Origin of the sequence: Blautia sp. 210820-DFI.6.14 (assembly GCF_020558815.1) — a bacterium.
Classification (GTDB): Bacteria; Bacillota; Clostridia; order Lachnospirales; family Lachnospiraceae; genus Blautia_A; species Blautia_A obeum.
This window is the reverse complement of sequence record NZ_JAJCKS010000022.1, coordinates 16,280-32,886: the sequence shown is the minus strand read 5'-3', so window position 1 is coordinate 32,886 and position 16,607 is coordinate 16,280. Positions and strand designations below refer to the sequence as shown.

The following is a 16,607-nucleotide window of genomic DNA, read 5'->3' as shown; positions in this document are numbered from 1 at the left end:
AATTGTTTTTAGTATATTTAAGAAAGGAGTAGACAGATATGTATAATTTCACATTATATATGACAACAGATTGTAATTTTAAATGCCAGTATTGTTATGAAGACTACCATAACCATTATCAGTTGAATGAAAAAACACTTGTGGACTCTTTGGAGTTTATGATGAATTATGGGGATAGAGGGAAAGTCTTGATTGATTTTTTGGGCGGTGAGCCTTTGCTGAAGAAAGAGTTAATTTACCAGGCAGTAGCCTATATCAAAGATAATTATCCGGAAAGGGAAGTAAAGTATTATATTACTACCAATTGTTCCCTGATGGATGATCGGTTCATTGCATTTATGAAAGAAAATCGTTTTACAGTACGCCTTAGTTTTGATGGGAATAAGGAAACCCATGATTTGAACAGAGTTGCGAAAGATGAAGTTTCTTGCTATGACAAAATTTTTGAGAATATCATGAAGGTAAAGGATAGTGGATTGAATTTTTCTGTAAGAATGACGGTCACAGAAAATACCATTCCGTATATGTTCGAAAACATCTGTTACCTGCATGAGCATGGCTTGGATAACATCTGTATGATTATGGATGTATATTTAAAAATATCTGATGAACTGAAGGCAGAATTTGAAAAACAGGTGGGACAAATTTTGCAATACTATTTGGCTGAGGCAGCAGCGGGCAGAGTTTTTACTATAGATCAATTTGATGGAAAAATGTTTAATATGTTGTGTAACTTTGGAAACTGCTTTGGCATGTGCGATGCTGGAATTGGAAATTTCAAGATCTTTCCGAACGGTCAGATATACCCATGCGGATTTCTTACAAGTAATGAAAAATATTGTATAGGCAATATCAAGGAAGGTGTTGATATAAGAAAGGCAAAATTAATAGCAATGTCGAACTTTGATAAAACCGATCCGAAGTGCAAGGGATGCACAATCCGAGATTTTTGTCATGGTATGAAATGCGGATATATGAATTTTATCAATACAGGGAAGATTAATGTACCATCGGATGCAGAGTGTATTTTTGAACATATCTTTTATAAGGCAATGGTGCAGATTCTTGAATATTATTTACAGCAGCCGATTGAAATAGTTAGAGAAAAATTAGGAGTGTATATAGACTATATCCAGGAGGAAGATTTAAAATTCAGTGAGTTCGGAGAGAAGATTGCCAAGAGGTTAGGTGATGAAAGGTAAACAAAGTCGCCCATACCTTGGATTTTTAAAAGAGTATGCTTTTAGGAAAAAGCTACTACCTTCCTATATTTTAACGATAGCGATAATTGTGTTAACAGCGGGGGTTTCTTTGGTGCGTCCGGAGCTGCAGGGAAAAGTGATAGATGATTTGGGGAATCCGCATAGTACCAGTTTATCTGCGTTTATGTTCCTTCTAGCTGTGTTCTTGGGAATGTTGCTACTGAACTACCTTATGAATTATGTACAGCGTTATGTTGTGGCTGTCATATCGGAGGAGATAGCTGCAGATATGCGACAAAAGGTAGAAGATAAATTATCAACAGTAAGCGTGAATTTTTTTGAGAAGATAAAGCTAAGTGACATTTTGCTGAAAGTAGATAAAGATGTTTCAGCAGTGAAACAATGTGGAATTACAAGTATTATCACATTGGTTTCCAATATGGTTATCCTGGTGGTTGTTCCTCCATATATGTTTTCTATCCATAAGGGAATTGCCGTATCCAATATTATCTTACTTGTCAGCGTTCCTTTTATTAGTAGAATCCTGGGGAAATTGATACAGGAAACCAGTGGTCAAGTTCTGGAAGGATATAACAGTATTACCAGTGTTCTGACAAACACCTATGATAATTGGTTTATTACAAGACTCTTTCAATGTGGGCAATATGTACATGATCTGTATTTTGAGAAAAATCAGAAATATAAAAAAGAGACGAACAGTCAGAATTTGTTGTACATATTGAATACATCTACGATACTTGTAATTCAGTTTATGGGAACAGTCATAATTTGGGTAGTCGGTGCACAAGAAGTATTTAAAGGAAATATGACCATAGGTACCATTATGGCCTTGATGAATTACCAGACAATTATTATGAATCCTATTATTGGAATCGCACAGTTTGCTAACGAGTATCATACAGCCGTAGTTTCCTTAAAGGATATCAATGGTTTGCTTCAGTATCCGGATCAGAAACAAGGAGATGGAGAGAAAGTAACAACAGTTAACAACATTTCCTTAGAAGAGATGAGCTTTTCTTATACAGAGTCGAATAAGAAGGTATTTGACCGGCTCAATTTGAAGTTCGAAAAAGGCACTCTTTACGGAGTTCATGGAAAAAGTGGACAAGGCAAAAGCACTCTGTTCAAAATTATAACAGGTGTGTATCAACCGACAGAAGGAAAAGTAGTTGTGAATAACACAGATTTGCAGGAATTAGATATTAACAGCTATTGGAAAAATACAGGATATGTTATGCAGCGTACACAGTTCTTCAATGATACGGTAAGACGGAATATGGGATTACTACATATTGTTTCGGAGGAAGAAATGGATACAGTGGCAAAGTGCTTGGATTTGTATGATGAAATCCATACTTTAGAAATGGTATGGGATACCGAGATAAAGTTAGAACCATGCAATTTCTCAGAGGGACAAATGCGACGTTTGGATATTATGAGGAATATTTTGAAAAATTCACAAATTCTGATTTTTGATGAAGCCACTGCAAATATCGATGAAAAACGAAGAGGACGTTTTTATCAATTATTACATGAGCTATCAGGGGATAAAATTATTATTTTTTCTACGCACAATCTGGAAGAATTGCGAGAAGCAGATATTATTGTGGATTTGGAGAAGTTACATATAAGGTAGGTGAGTAAAAAGTGAGGATAGGTGTGTTGGATTCCAATGGATCCTTTGATAATCCTTTTTTTCAGGATAAGAAAATTGTAAAAATAGACTGCAAATGGAAAGACCAGGAATACACTAAAGATGCCTTTGGATTTACCCATGCGGAATATGTCTGTTCTTTTATTTTAAAGGAAAACCCAGAAGCTGAAATTATTTTGGTACCTATTGTAAGGAAGAACAAAAAGAGTACGGTTCTGGATATGATAGAAGGTATTGAATTACTGATAGAGGAACAGGTAGACATAATTAATATGAGTATAGGAGATGAGTACAAATATCACAAAGAAATAGAGGAAGTATGTAGAGCAGCTACAGAAAAGGGGATTTTGATTGTGGCAGCATACTCTAATCAGCAAGTAGAAGCAACCTATCCGGCTTCCTTCCCTTTTGTAATGGGAGTAAGATGCCTGGATATAGAGAATCCTTTACAGGTTCTCCAATATGATGGTACAGGAACGGATGTGATTTTTTCCTCTAAATTTTTTTCTCTTTATCATGTGGGCATCCCTAAATTTTATCAGGGCAATAGCTTTGGGTGTGCTGTAATAACAGGGTATCTAAGCAATTATGAGGATGAATATGAACAGGCAATTTTACAGTTTGTTCATAGCACTTTAAATGGATATTATCCATATCATACATTGAAGCAAAAACAGTGCTATTTTCTAACGAACCGTATAGAAGAACCTTTAGAGCAGCGTTTCATACGGGAAGTTACGAGAACAGAGAGATGCGATACTTTTGAAAGTGGAATGGAAAAATTGAGAAATATAAAAACAGCAGAGCAGTATCCGGTGCTATTTATTGATCACAACAATTATCAGGAAATATGTGAGTATAAAGATAGAATCAGGATATATGCCATGGAACATCCGAAGACAGAAATTGTTTTGCGATATCCCTTATTTAATATGGTGGAAAGATTGGATTTCCAGAAGAAAACAAATAGAAATCTGGACCAATTTACAGTTTAGGAGGCGAGAAAATGTATACACTGTCATTAGAGATAATAAATAAGTGCAATTTGAATTGTACTTACTGCTATCTGGGCGAAAAGAAAAATACATACATGAGTTTAGAAACGGCTCAAAAGGCAATCGATATTGCGGTCCATGAAGCAAATAAGCAGTATGATCGGACCCTTATGGTTTATTTTATTGGAGGGGAACCTCTTATGGCATTTAATCTGATGAAAGATGCGGTAGGTTATACGAAGAAAAAATGCCAGGAAACAAACTTAATATGCAAGTTCAGTACTACGATAAATGGAACGTTGGTTACAGATGAGATAATTGACTTTTTTGTGGAAAATACATTTGAGGTGAAAGTGAGTTTAGATGGTCCTGAGTATGTCCAGAATTTGAATAGGAGAGATTATGCAGGAAATGGAAGTTTTGAAAAAATTATGAAGAACCTTCCATTATTGAGAAAATATGAACAGGCTACAGGAAATCAGATTTCTATAGCCAGTGTCGTAACAAGTAATAACTATCAATATTATGCAGAGAGTTTCCAATTCTTGCTTGACTTAGGTATAAGAAAACTAGAATCAGGAATTGACCATTATTGCATGTGGAATGAAAATGACTTGCATGGTTTGAAAGAACAATTGGAACAGGTATTTTATTTATATAAGAATTATATTATTCAAACTAGACAAATGCTTTTTTGGAATTTATGGGAACAGCATGTAAAATCGTACTTATTTCCGTGTATGTTTTATGCTTGTAAAGCAGGGTTGGCAACTTGTTATGTAACGACCGATGGGGGGATTTATACTTGTAGCGAGTTACCAGAATTTAAAATTGGTACAGTAAAGGCAGGATTAGATGTACCAAGAATTAGAGAAATTGTTTATTTGAATGATAAGGTCGATTCGATGTGTGAAGGATGTGAATACATAAATCATTGTAAAACAAGAGGATGCCAGACTTCTAATTATGAAGTTAATAAGGATGTATATAGACCAATAGAGGTCAACTGCAAAGTGACAAAATGGATGTATAATTTGATAAAAGAAAACTTATCCGAAAAGCAACTAAATAATATGAAAGAAGAATATGAAAGGAGATATATTCGCCATGGAAAATAAAATGAATGATTTTATTAAGATTACAGAAGGAGAAAAAGTGGCTTTAATTGATCCGATAGGAAAAGTCTGCCTGGGGGTAAGTAAAAGATTTGCAGATAATTTGGATAAACCAGAGTTCCAGGAAAAGCTATATCCTGTATGGAAGCAGCAAACTGAATTTATAAAAAAAATAGAAAATAATCATGAGAAAATCAATACTGTATATTTGATGGTAACTAGAAAATGTAATATGAATTGTGAATTTTGTGCAATCAGTGCAAACGACAAATTGCATCCAGAAAATGAATTTAAGCTAGAGGATATACAGAATAAGGTGATTCCATTCTTTCAGGAAAACAAACCACATAAAATGATTATTACAGGTGGAGAACCATTGATTAAAGTTCAGATTGTGGAAATTGCAAAAGCATTAAGAAATGGATTGTCTTGTCCAATCACGTTGCAGAGTAATGGTCTTGCCCTTACTCTGGAATTAACAGAACAGTTGAAAGGGTATATAGATGAAATAGATTTTAGTACAATGCACATGTTCGGAACACCTGAAAAGGAGAAACAGTTAGTTGAACACATAGAGATGTGCCAGCAGGCAGGGATTAAGGTAGTGCTTAGTTTCATTTACGAAAAAACGAATGAAGCTGATATGTATAAATTGATTGACATTGCTGCGAAATATGATACAGATGTTCTTTTCAATATTGTTTCCCCGGTAGGACGGGCAAAGGATAATTCTGAAATACTGACAGATACGGAACGTATCGATATGAATCTGAAAATATTAAATTATATGCTTGGGAAGGGGTATGAGAACAAAAAGATTGCTAGAGGTTTCCACCAGAGAATTCAGGTAAGAGATTCTTGTGGAGGATATGGAAAAGTTATGGCAATTTACCCTGAAGGGGATATTTATATGTGCCAGTGTATGGAAAAATGCCAATTCAAAATGGGAAATATTATCAAAGATACTCCTCAGAAGATTTTGGTCAGGTTGGAAGAAATGATGAATACAGAAGAGATAAAGAAGACATTTTGTGTAACTTATAAGGAAATCTGTAGAGAATGCGACTATAGATATATATGTGGTGGTAGGTGTTTAGCTTCTGATGAACCATATGATTATCGTTGTATTTTTATAAAATCAATGTTGAAATATGTATTATTCTATTACAACGCCAAAGAAGATAAAAGAAAACAATTGGAACATTATAAACAATATTTAGAACAAGTAAAAGAGATTATAAATCAAGAAAAAAAAGAGTAAAATCCACATAGGTAAAAAAAGTGCAAAATAAACATAAAATATGGAAAACAATTATTAAAAATAATATTCTGAAAGAAAATATAACAATGTGTGGGAGGTGAACATTATGGAAGAAAGATATGAACTAAAGGAAGAGGAAGTTAATGTTTACACTGCTGAATGTGGTAAGATACAAGAATTTTGCCTACAGGATTGTATAGACGGAAGTGCTTGGTTAAGTATTGAATCTTGATTATTATATGGGAAATTAGTGAAACTAAAGCCTTCTGATTGAAAAATTAGAAGGCTTTAATTAAAAGACAAATTATGAAAATACATATTATTTGAAGGAAAGGATATAAATGGAATGAAGATTTTAGAGACAATTAAATTAAAAAAATATTACGGTCAAGAACCAAATGTTACCCGTGCATTGGATGGGGTCGATTTTTCAGTAGAAGAGGGAGAGTTTGTAGCGGTGGTAGGAACTTCTGGATCTGGTAAGTCCACCCTGCTTCACATGATGGGGGGGCTGGACACTCCAACCAGCGGAACCGTGATTGTTCGGGACAAAGAGCTGTCGAAAATGAACGATGAACAGCTTACCATCTTCCGCCGCCGCAATATCGGCTTTATCTTCCAGAACTATAACCTCGTTCCCATCCTGAATGTGTATGAGAATATTGTCCTGCCAGTGGAACTGGACGGGGACACGGTGGATCAGAAGTTTTTGGACGAAATCGTTCATCTGCTGGGGCTGGAAGATAAACTGAAAAATATGCCGAACAATCTTTCCGGCGGACAGCAACAGCGTGTGGCGATTGCACGTGCTCTGATTAGCAAACCGGCTATTGTGCTGGCCGATGAGCCGACTGGCAACCTTGACAGCAAGACCAGTGCTGAGGTGCTAGAGTTAATCAAGCGTACAAGTTCGGAGTTCCACCAGACCGTAGTCATGATTACCCACAACAACGACATTGCCCGCCTTGCAGATCGGATTATCCACATTGAGGACGGCAGGATTGTGCAATAAGGAGGTGACAGGTTATGACAGGGCCTTTTAAGAATGATAGCAGCACCATAGTAAAGCGCATATCAAATCGAAGTATATCGGCGAATCGAAAAAGAAATATCTTTATTGTTTTGACGATTGCACTTGCAAGCGCATTGCTATCTGCTATTGTTCTCTATGGTTTTGGGGTTATGCAGGAAACGCAGAACCGCAACCAAAAAACAGCACAGATTATGTATCATGCGATTTCTGAACAACAGGGACAGGAACTATACAAGCAAGAAGAAATTGCGTGGGTTGGGGAATTTTTTAACGCATTTTCTGAACAGGTAAACCATTCAACCGTGAATTTTACTTATGCAAATGCGGATATGCTAACATCCCAAAGTATGCCCTATTCGGGAGATTTACCAGCTTCGGAGGATGAAATTGTAGTACAGGAATCCTTTTTGGATAGTTTGGGCTATTCAAATGAATTGGGACAGACAATTCAAATCCCCTTTTCTGACGGCACTACCCATGATTTCAAATTGACGGGAATCTTAGATGTGAAAACTGGCGATATTGGGCGCTATACAGCTATTATATCGAAAGAATTAATAAGACAACAGTATGGCGACGAGGGCATGATTGATTATTACATTGGGCTGAATGGTGCTCAAAATATGAGCGAGGAAGAAGCCGCCAACTATGCAAACACTCTGGCACAGCAATTAAAAATTTCCGATGATAATGTGATTGTCCGTTCTACTTATTTCAACTTAAAGGACGAAAATAGTGGAAGTGATATGCTGTTCTATTTCTTGATTGGTTTTATAACTTTCATTGGTTCCGGCATTGTGATCTATTCGATTTTTTATATTTCAGTAGCAAGCAGTATCCGTAACTATGGACAGCTTCGCACAATCGGAACAACAAAACGACAGATTAAAAAGATGGTTTACCGCGAGGGAAAATTACTTGCTGCCATTGCTATCCCGATTGGTCTGGTTATTGGAAATGTGATTGGGTACTTTCTGGTTCCTGCCGGTTGGTACTGGCTGACTACTTTATGTGTGACGGTGGGGGTTGGTCTTTTTGCATTTATTATTGTGATGATTGCTATTCATACTCCTGTAAAAAAAGCTGCGGCAGTATCTCCGCTGGAAGCATTGCGATATTCCAATTATCAGGGGAAAATGAAAGAAAGTTCCGTGCTGCACCGTAAAATAACGCCTGCTTCACTTGCTAAAATGAATCTGTCCAGACAAAAGGCAAAGTCTACTTTAACAATATTTTCTCTCTCACTCGGCGGAGTATTGGTTGTATTGATTTCGACAATGTTAGCTTCCTATGATGGCGTTGCAGAAGCACGAGGCAGGGCTTTCCCTGTCGGTGAATTTAACATCCAGCTCAACGCAAATCAATCGTGGGACACCGCCGATATTTCTTTGTCTGGATTACAGCAAAAGAATTTTCTAAATGCCGATTTTGTAAATGCAGTAGAATCTATTGACGGCGTTACGGGAATCAAACGCTGGTATTACACGGACGCAGAATATCGTGTAAATGGTAATTCTGGAAATTGGATTCAGGGCTTTTGTCGGGATGAGCAGCAGAATTTGGAGAAAGAACGAATTGCAGGCACGATTGATTATGATGAACTGGTGGCAGGCAATGGAATTGTCTTGCTTCAAGAGCGTGCCGATCTCTATGATATTGAGGCTGCATTGGGTGATACCGTCGAAGTGAACTATAAAACCGAATCTGGCCAAATTCGTACAAAAACCTATACAGTCATGGGCATTGTGAAAGAATATTCGTATTCTGGCTTTTCAAAATGCTTTACGCTTCCAGAGCAGCTTATGAATGAAGCGACCGGGATAGATTGTACAGGTACTATTTCCGTAATTACGGACACGGAAAAATTCGATATGGTTGAAGCTGCATTAAATCAACTGATAGACAGAAATAGCGATTTGGTTATGGAAACCATAAAAGAAAGTATCACTTATTATAGTGGACTTCAACAACTTTCTTTTGGGGTGTTGTTGATAGTGGCTGTTATTGTTGTGTGCTTTTCTTTAATCAACCTTGTCAATACGACAATCACCAATTTCCTGTCCCGGAGACAGGAAATTGGAATGTTACAAGCGATTGGTTTGAGTAAAAAGCAACTTATCAAAATGCTGTGTTATGAGGGGGTGATTTATTCAGTTTTTGCTACGCTTGTAACATTGGTTTTGGGAATTGGACTGGGTTTTCTGTCCGTACAGGTAGTTGTGAAAACGATGAATCCATACTTTTATTATTCATTTCCGTGGCTAATCGTATTGATATATTTGGCTATTCTATTGGTGGTGCAGTTTATCTTGATTTCTTACACAATTGGAAATTTGAAAAAGCAATCTCTTGTTGAGCAAATCAGGACGATGGAATGAGATAGGATCGGCGGGGCGGCGTGTGCTACCCCGCTTTTTTTCGCCATTTCTCAAAGAAATTTTTGAAATGTCTGAGCGTTGTGATAATTCAGTCTGTTTTTCTGTTGAAATTAAAGCCACCTCGGATATTTATTGGAATTTTAATATTCAGGATACATAATCTAAAAAACATTAATTGAACAGGTGGTAGTAGAAGAATAAGGGATATTGAAAGGCAATGTCCAATTAGTAAATAAAAAGTGCGATTTATACAAGAAATATGGAAATAAATATATAAGTGCGATACGATAGACAAACAAAGGATAGCAAAGAAATTTGCGTTCAATGTAGTTATTAATTATGTTTTGCCTAGAGAGGAGGCTTATTTATGACAGAAAACAATGTAAATAACTTGTCTGAAGAAGAAGTTAATGTTTACGGTGACATAGACTATGGATGCGGAAAAGTACAGTTAAAATGTGTTACTGATTGTCCGTTTTCAACGCCGTGGATGACTGAAGATCATTAAAAATTTTTACAGTCGCAGAGTTTGGAGTAAAATTAAATTTGTTAGGGAGGTATAACCATGGAAGAACGTAAAACAAAAGAACTTACAACTGAAGAAGTAAATGTATATATCAAGGATTGTGGTGATATTAAGGTTCATTGTATGAATGATTGTCCAATTAATTCACCATGGATTTCAGAAGAGTATTAATGTTGTAGGTGAGAATAGAAATCACCTTAAATACTACGGCAAGATAAAATATGGCATAACATAGTTAATAGTGAAGATAAGGAGACTATTCCGTGCATAGTCAATAGTCTCCTTAATTTTAGAAGAAAAGATGAAAAATAAGAAAGTGGTATCCAACTAGGAAAAATAATAAAATAAGCAAGATATGTGACGAAAATGATTAGGAACAAGTATTATATGTATAAAAGTACGAGAGGTGTTATGAATGGAAGAAAAAAGAACGAATCCAGCAGAACTGACTGTGGAGGAAATTAATGTGTATACTGTAGACTGTGGAAATACGAGATATAGATGCATGCATGACTGCATTATGACAATGGATTGTTTGCTTACTTGTGTACAGTAATGTCGAAATGTTAACAGGGGCTGTGAAATAACAGTCTCTACGGAAAAAGAGGACCTTTCGTTCAAAATGAACGAAAGGTCCTCTTTTATGTTAAAATTAACTTGCGATGAAAATTTCAACTATAAATTATAATAATCCAAAACAAGGATATTTACCACTGTTTCTTTCAGATTGTTTGGATATGCTGGATCCTGTTTTAACATTTGACAGATTGATGGGAGGAATCGATTTAAATAAGTATCTGACAGATATTCCGGAGTACACAACTGGACGGCTCAGATATAATCCGGTCAACATGTTAAAAACAGTACTTTTCGGATTTATGATCAGCAGCTACTGCTCCCTGAGAGAACTGGAAGATAACTGCAAAGTCAATATCAGATTCATGTATCTCATGGATCACCAGACTCCATCATACCGAACCTTTGGATATTTCATCAACGAAGTCCTTCAGGATAAGATTGAAAACATTTTTAACGATATCAATCAAGCGATCTTCAACGAGGAGCATGTGGATTTGCAACATATCTACATCGATGGTTCCAAGTTTGAAGCAAACGCCAACAAATATACCTGGGTTTGGAAGAAGGCTACCGAAAAGTTCCGTTACAAGCTTTATGAAAAAATCACTGGGGAGATTGAGGAAATCAACAAAGAAATCGCATGGAGTGGAGTACAGATTTCAACGAATTCTGAGTATGTACCAGATTATCTGAATGAAATCATTGATCAGCTAAAGCTTTTATGGGATCTAGATATCAGTACCTTTGTTTACGGAAGCGGAAAGAGAAAATCCAAAGAGCAGCGTCATTATGAACATTTGACTGGTTTCTGTCAGAAACTTCAGGAATATATAGAAAGAATTGACATTTGCGGTCCTGATCGTAACAGCTATTCTAAAACAGATAAATCAGCTACCTTTATGCGCATTAAAACGGATTACATGGGCAATGATCAGCTTCTGCCGGCATACAATGTACAGATTGGTGTAGCAGATGAATATATCGCAGTTGTTGACGTGAACCATTATCGTTCCGATATGGACTGTTTCATTCCTTTGATGAAGCACTTCAAACAAACGTATGGCTTCTATCCCAAGTATCCTGTGGCAGATGCTGGCTACGGATCATATAACAACTATATTTTTTGCGAACAGAACGGAATGGAAAAGTATATGAAGTTTCCAATGTTTAAAAAGGAAACCAAGGAACGAAAGTATCATGAAGATCCCTTTCGTGCAGTTAATTTTAGAATTGATGAACAAGGTGTCATGAGATGTCCTAACGATAAAGCATTTCATCTTTTATACAGAAGAAGTGTGAGGGGAAATCAATACGGACGCAAGGAAGAACTGTATGAATGTGAAGATTGCAGTGGATGTCCATATGCAGAGAAATGTAAGAAAACAGCTAAAAATCGAACTGTTCGGATCAATCAGGAACTCACTGCAATGCATCAGGAAGTAATCGAAAACTTAGAAAGTATTCATGGTGCGCTGTTACGAATGAACCGTTCGATACAAGCAGAAGGCACTTTCGGAATCATGAAAAATGACCGTTGGTACAAGAGAATTGTCCGAAGAGGTATTAATTCGGTTAAACTAGAAGTTTTACTTGTGGCAATAGGACATAATCTATACAAATATCAGAACAAAAAGATGAGAAATAGAACTGCCGCATAGATTCAAAAAGAGAATCTCTATGGGGTAGGGGGAGTGTGCCTTTTCAGCGTAGGATTCTAGCAATTTATACACAACAAAAGCAAAAAGAGGGATGCGAAAAAACTCAATCGAGTTTTTTCACATCCCCAATTTATTTTAAGATGGAAAAGTCCACATATATCCAATTCCATATATTGTCTTAATATAATGATGATTTTCGGTATCAATTCTATGCCGTATACGGCAGATCATACTATTCAGAGAAGTTTCTTCTACGTAATTTCCATTTCGATCCCATAGAGAATATAAAAGATATTGTCTGGTTAAAACGGTGTTTGGATTTAAAGAAAGCAGTTTGAGTAGTTTAAATTCCAATGGAGTAAAAGAAGTAGCAGTACCTTCAATCACTGCGGTCAAGGAGTCAAAATTTAAAGTTATGTGGCTGTCTTCATACTTTGTGGCTAGATGATAGTTGGTAAATAAGATATCCAATTTTTTCAGCAAAAGTGCTGGTGATGAAAGAGAAATATATAAATGGTCATCAGCACCGGATTCATACAAATCCAAAATAATTTGTTCTGGAATATTGGTAGGGCATAAAAACAGAACAATGATGTTTGGATAGCATTGTTTTGCAGTTTTACTTATGGTAAGACTGTAGTTATGTAAAAGTGTGAAATCCAAGAGCAAAGCATTATAAGAGTTAAATGGTATGCTGCCGATTTGTTTTGGTACGGTGGAAATAAAATCGGTATCATAATTTTGCTTTAAGATATTCTCCAGATTTTTCCCCAAGACGGACGGGTTGCCAATCAATAATAGTTTTTTCATAAGCATTTCTCCTCCCCTATAAGCACTAGTATATTTAAAAGAAAAGAAATTGTAATATTGTTTGTATAGATTGACTTTTTTTCGGTATAGATGTAAGGAAATGATGATAGTAATACTACGATATACCGCGATACATAGTAGTAATACTCTTAAAAGAAGTAAAACACAGGTGTATTTAAGTGTAAAATGAGTGTATCGGGAGGTGTACGCTTGTGAATCGAATATCTGAATTAAGAAAAAAATTAGGCCTGACTCAGACGAGATTAGGGGAAGAAATAGGAGTCAGTCAGCAGACAATTAGTAAGTATGAAAATGTAGACGAGAATATTTCTGGTGATATGTTGCTTGCATTATCCAAATTCTTTAAGGTCCCAGTTAATTATATATTGAGAAAAAATGAAGAGGAACAGCAGAGAGAGCAGGATAATAAAAGAGAAATTATGGAATTGTATAGGGATATGGATCAGTACAATAGAGATACTTGGATTATTATAGGAAAGCGTTTATTGGGCGGTCAGTTACACAAATACAATGAAGATAGTATCGTAGAAAAAAGGCTAAAGGAATAATTTAATAAGATTTCTGCAATAATTCGGATGTAAACTTAAAGTATAATGATAAATGATATGAGGAGATAGAGGATGGGAGAATTATTATACTTTAAGAATTGTGAGGAAAGAAAAAAAGCAGAGGAATTATTAAAGAAATGTTGGCCGGAAGTGTCTTTTGTAGTTATGCGATTAGATATGCAAAATATATTAGAAGAAGAAAGAATTCATTTCGGAAAATGGGATATTGAATTTGACAAGAAAAGGATGATTTATGATGGTGCAGAAATTGTAATTACTGATATGCAATGGGAGATTTTACAACTGTTGATGAGCGATTCAGAGTTGAGTTTTTCAATTAGAGAAATTGCATACGCCATGAATATTGAAGTGCATGAAGCTCAAAAATATGTAGAAGAATTGTTAAAAACGATACAAGAACAAACGGGTTCTGCAATTGTGCAAAAGAAAGAAGAAAGATACTCATTTGTGGAAATAACAGATTAAGTGATGGAGAAAAGGCAGTGGATGACACTGCTTTTTTTATGGGGAGAATGATGTATGCTAAAAATATATAAGATTAAAATAGGCAAAGAAAAAATCAAAATATACATTAGATATACCGTACTTGCTTAAAGTGGTTTATGATGAAATTGGTATGGTGCCTTAGATACAAATAAAATAGAGGTAACTTCTCATTGCTATTATTTTTTAATGGAGATAAGAAATGAAAAAGATATTGTTAATAGAGGACGATAGTAATTACATTTGGCATATAAAAAACTTTCTACAGCGAAAAGGATATCATGTATTAGTTGCATTTACAGTATCACAAGGAAAAGAGCTTATAGAAAAGGAACAAATACTCATTATAGGCTCGGATTTGAAATTGTCAGATGGGAGTGGAATGGAGCTGCTAGAATACTTGAGGGAGAAAACATACAAAATTCCATTCCTTTTCTTTACATGCTATGACAAAAAATATTATGAGAAAGAAGCATTGGAAAAGGGAGCTAAGATATGTATGAATAAATTACAATTCGATTTAGTGAAGGAAACATTATTGGAATATGCTTATAAAGAATCCAATGGAGAGGGAGCTACTTTTCATAAGATACTTCTTGTAAAAAAGAATTCGGAAATCACGTCTATTATACAAACAGAGCTTCTTAAAAAAGGGATATATATGATTATGGTAGAAACTATATGGGAAGCAGAGGATAAACTATTAGAATATCAAGATATTGAATTGATTCTGTGTGATTTGTTTTTACAAGATGGAATTGCTATGGATTTTTTTCATTCTATGAAAAAGCTTGCTGGAATATATCAAAACACGAAGGAGCCAATATTCAGAGAGTTGCCGTTTTTTATATTCACTGATAATAAAGATTTATCTTTAGAATATCAATATCGCCATGAAGGTGTAAGCGATTATATAACCAGTCCTGTTAATATTCCAGAATTAATCAGACGGATATGTTATTTCGTAGAAGAATAGAAAAGTTATTTGATTTGAAGGCAAAACCAACCGGACAGAAAAAAGTACAATGTAGACAAAAAATATAGTAATCATAGTAAAGATATTTTATGTTATTGACAAATATGAAATATTGATACAAAGGAGAATTTACTATGGAGAAAAGATTATTTACCTCAGAATCAGTAACAGAAGGGCATCCGGACAAAATGTGTGATGCCATATCAGACGCCATATTGGATGCTCTTATGGAGAAGGATCCGATGAGCAGAGTGGCCTGTGAGACTGCAATTACAACGGGTATGGTATTAGTGATGGGAGAAATCACGACCAATGCGTATATAGATATGCAGCAGGTGGTAAGAGAAACAATCAAAGAAATTGGTTATGACAATGGAGATTATGGATTTGATGCACATACCTGTGCTGTTTTAACGGCAATTGATGAGCAGTCAGCAGATATTGCTTTGGGCGTGAATAAGGCATTGGAAGCAAAAGAACACAAAATGTCAGAAGAAGAGCTTGATGCAATTGGTGCTGGGGATCAGGGTATGATGTTTGGTTACGCATGTGACGAAACGAATGAATTTATGCCATATCCAATTTCACTGGCACACAAATTGACTCGGCAGCTTACTCAGGTCCGTAAAGATGGTTTGTTGAATTATTTAAGACCGGACGGTAAGAGTCAGGTTACTGTAGAATATGATGAAGCAGGTATTCCGCACCGGCTGGATGCAGTGGTTCTGTCAACACAGCATGATCCAGATGTGACACAGGAGCAGATCCACGCTGATATAAAAAAATATGTATTGGAACCGATTATTCCAACAGAACTGGTAGATGAGAATACAAAATTTTTCATCAATCCAACAGGGCGTTTTGTCATAGGCGGTCCTCACGGCGATAGTGGTGTAACAGGACGCAAGATTATTGTAGATACCTATGGTGGTATGGCACGGCATGGCGGCGGAGCTTTTTCTGGAAAAGACTGTACGAAAGTAGATCGTTCTGCATCTTATGCTGCTCGTTATGTTGCGAAGAATATTGTGGCTGCAGGTCTGGCAAATAAATGTGAAATTCAGTTGTCTTACGCAATTGGGGTGGCTCATCCGACCTCTATTATGGTAGACACCTTTGGAAGTGGGAAAATTTCAGATGAGAGTCTGGTAGAGATGATAAGAAGAGAATTCGATCTGCGACCAGCAGGAATCATTCAGATGTTGGATCTCCGCCGTCCGATCTATAAACAGACGGCAGCCTATGGACATTTTGGAAGAAACGATCTCAACCTTCCATGGGAAAGATTAGATAAGGTAGAAGAACTGAAAAAATATTTGAAATAAT

17 protein-coding genes are annotated in these 16,607 nt (G+C 36.0%); 16 read left to right on the top strand and 1 reads right to left on the bottom strand.

The genetic code is table 11. The annotated features are described in order from the left end of the window. Positions 1-38 precede the first annotated feature (38 nt). The 12 genes from LI112_RS13755 to LI112_RS13710 all read left to right on the top strand — a co-directional run bounded on the left by LI112_RS13755 (position 39) and on the right by LI112_RS13710 (position 12,422). On the top strand, positions 39-1,202 hold the full coding sequence (locus tag LI112_RS13755; protein ID WP_117942282.1) for a radical SAM protein: 1,164 nt from the start codon (positions 39-41) through the stop codon (positions 1,200-1,202). Continuing rightward, positions 1,192-2,859, top strand: coding sequence for an ABC transporter ATP-binding protein (locus tag LI112_RS13750; RefSeq protein WP_117942283.1), 1,668 nt, complete (start codon positions 1,192-1,194; stop codon positions 2,857-2,859). Before LI112_RS13755 ends, LI112_RS13750 begins: the two co-directional genes overlap by 11 nt. An 11-nt stretch (positions 2,860-2,870) precedes the next feature. Continuing rightward, positions 2,871-3,872, top strand: coding sequence for a S8 family serine peptidase (locus tag LI112_RS13745; RefSeq protein ID WP_117942284.1), 1,002 nt, complete (start codon positions 2,871-2,873; stop codon positions 3,870-3,872). A gap of 11 nt (positions 3,873-3,883) precedes the next feature. Beyond that, complete coding sequence (locus LI112_RS13740) at positions 3,884-4,990, top strand: radical SAM protein (RefSeq protein WP_117942285.1); 1,107 nt, start codon at positions 3,884-3,886, stop codon at positions 4,988-4,990. After that, positions 4,980-6,248: a radical SAM protein gene (locus tag LI112_RS13735; protein WP_227164643.1), complete on the top strand. Its 1,269-nt coding sequence runs from the start codon at positions 4,980-4,982 to the stop codon at positions 6,246-6,248. The genes LI112_RS13740 and LI112_RS13735 overlap by 11 nt, the downstream gene beginning before the upstream one ends. Positions 6,249-6,354: 106 nt before the next feature. Continuing rightward, entirely contained in the window at positions 6,355-6,480 is a 126-nt protein-coding gene (locus LI112_RS18205) for a hypothetical protein (RefSeq protein WP_255647045.1), read from the top strand. 114 nt (positions 6,481-6,594) lie between these two features. After that, on the top strand, positions 6,595-7,260 hold the full coding sequence (locus LI112_RS13730; RefSeq protein WP_117942287.1) for an ABC transporter ATP-binding protein: 666 nt from the start codon (positions 6,595-6,597) through the stop codon (positions 7,258-7,260). Positions 7,261-7,274: 14 nt separating this feature from the next. Then, positions 7,275-9,659: an ABC transporter permease gene (locus LI112_RS13725; protein WP_117942288.1), complete on the top strand. Its 2,385-nt coding sequence runs from the start codon at positions 7,275-7,277 to the stop codon at positions 9,657-9,659. Positions 9,660-10,026: 367 nt separating this feature from the next. After that, entirely contained in the window at positions 10,027-10,167 is a 141-nt protein-coding gene (locus LI112_RS13720; RefSeq protein ID WP_171026670.1) for a hypothetical protein, read from the top strand. 57 nt (positions 10,168-10,224) lie between these two features. Beyond that, complete coding sequence (locus LI112_RS18200) at positions 10,225-10,356, top strand: hypothetical protein (protein WP_255647044.1); 132 nt, start codon at positions 10,225-10,227, stop codon at positions 10,354-10,356. A 244-nt stretch (positions 10,357-10,600) separates the two neighbouring features. Further along, positions 10,601-10,741: a hypothetical protein gene (locus tag LI112_RS13715; protein WP_173903473.1), complete on the top strand. Its 141-nt coding sequence runs from the start codon at positions 10,601-10,603 to the stop codon at positions 10,739-10,741. Positions 10,742-10,847: 106 nt separating this feature from the next. After that, complete coding sequence (locus LI112_RS13710; RefSeq protein ID WP_117942289.1) at positions 10,848-12,422, top strand: IS1182 family transposase; 1,575 nt, start codon at positions 10,848-10,850, stop codon at positions 12,420-12,422. A gap of 135 nt (positions 12,423-12,557) precedes the next feature. Here LI112_RS13710 and LI112_RS13705 read toward each other — a convergent pair whose 3' ends face one another. Next, positions 12,558-13,232 (bottom strand): winged helix-turn-helix domain-containing protein, encoded by a 675-nt coding sequence (locus tag LI112_RS13705; protein WP_161209528.1) that lies wholly within the window; start codon positions 13,230-13,232, stop codon positions 12,558-12,560. Positions 13,233-13,444: 212 nt separating this feature from the next. On the opposite strand from LI112_RS13705, the gene LI112_RS13700 reads away from it, so the two are divergent. The 4 genes from LI112_RS13700 (at position 13,445) to metK (ending at position 16,606) form a co-directional block, all read left to right on the top strand. Then, complete coding sequence (locus LI112_RS13700) at positions 13,445-13,801, top strand: helix-turn-helix domain-containing protein (protein ID WP_227190897.1); 357 nt, start codon at positions 13,445-13,447, stop codon at positions 13,799-13,801. 72 nt (positions 13,802-13,873) lie between these two features. Then, positions 13,874-14,287 carry a hypothetical protein gene (locus LI112_RS13695; protein ID WP_117942292.1) on the top strand — a complete coding sequence of 138 codons (414 nt, stop codon included), beginning with the start codon at positions 13,874-13,876 and terminating at the stop codon, positions 14,285-14,287. 220 nt (positions 14,288-14,507) lie between these two features. Next, the gene (locus LI112_RS13690) at positions 14,508-15,281 is read left to right on the top strand and encodes a response regulator (protein WP_118064336.1); all 774 of its coding nucleotides are present in this window, start codon (positions 14,508-14,510) and stop codon (positions 15,279-15,281) included. Between the two features lie 134 nt (positions 15,282-15,415). Beyond that, a complete protein-coding gene (metK, locus tag LI112_RS13685) occupies positions 15,416-16,606 on the top strand; it encodes a methionine adenosyltransferase (protein ID WP_117942294.1) in 1,191 nt (396 codons plus the stop codon). Position 16,607 lies beyond the last annotated feature (1 nt).

Coding starts and splice junctions, on each gene's coding strand:
- LI112_RS13755 (WP_117942282.1), top strand. CDS start 39: ATGTATAATTTCACATTATATATGACAACAGATTGTAATTTTAAATGC.
- LI112_RS13750 (WP_117942283.1), top strand. CDS start 1,192: ATGAAAGGTAAACAAAGTCGCCCATACCTTGGATTTTTAAAAGAGTAT.
- LI112_RS13740 (WP_117942285.1), top strand. CDS start 3,884: ATGTATACACTGTCATTAGAGATAATAAATAAGTGCAATTTGAATTGT.
- LI112_RS13735 (WP_227164643.1), top strand. CDS start 4,980: ATGGAAAATAAAATGAATGATTTTATTAAGATTACAGAAGGAGAAAAA.
- LI112_RS18205 (WP_255647045.1), top strand. CDS start 6,355: ATGGAAGAAAGATATGAACTAAAGGAAGAGGAAGTTAATGTTTACACT.
- LI112_RS13730 (WP_117942287.1), top strand. CDS start 6,595: ATGAAGATTTTAGAGACAATTAAATTAAAAAAATATTACGGTCAAGAA.
- LI112_RS13725 (WP_117942288.1), top strand. CDS start 7,275: ATGACAGGGCCTTTTAAGAATGATAGCAGCACCATAGTAAAGCGCATA.
- LI112_RS13720 (WP_171026670.1), top strand. CDS start 10,027: ATGACAGAAAACAATGTAAATAACTTGTCTGAAGAAGAAGTTAATGTT.
- LI112_RS18200 (WP_255647044.1), top strand. CDS start 10,225: ATGGAAGAACGTAAAACAAAAGAACTTACAACTGAAGAAGTAAATGTA.
- LI112_RS13715 (WP_173903473.1), top strand. CDS start 10,601: ATGGAAGAAAAAAGAACGAATCCAGCAGAACTGACTGTGGAGGAAATT.
- LI112_RS13710 (WP_117942289.1), top strand. CDS start 10,848: ATGAAAATTTCAACTATAAATTATAATAATCCAAAACAAGGATATTTA.
- LI112_RS13705 (WP_161209528.1), bottom strand. CDS start 13,232: ATGAAAAAACTATTATTGATTGGCAACCCGTCCGTCTTGGGGAAAAAT.
- LI112_RS13695 (WP_117942292.1), top strand. CDS start 13,874: ATGGGAGAATTATTATACTTTAAGAATTGTGAGGAAAGAAAAAAAGCA.
- LI112_RS13690 (WP_118064336.1), top strand. CDS start 14,508: ATGAAAAAGATATTGTTAATAGAGGACGATAGTAATTACATTTGGCAT.
- metK (WP_117942294.1), top strand. CDS start 15,416: ATGGAGAAAAGATTATTTACCTCAGAATCAGTAACAGAAGGGCATCCG.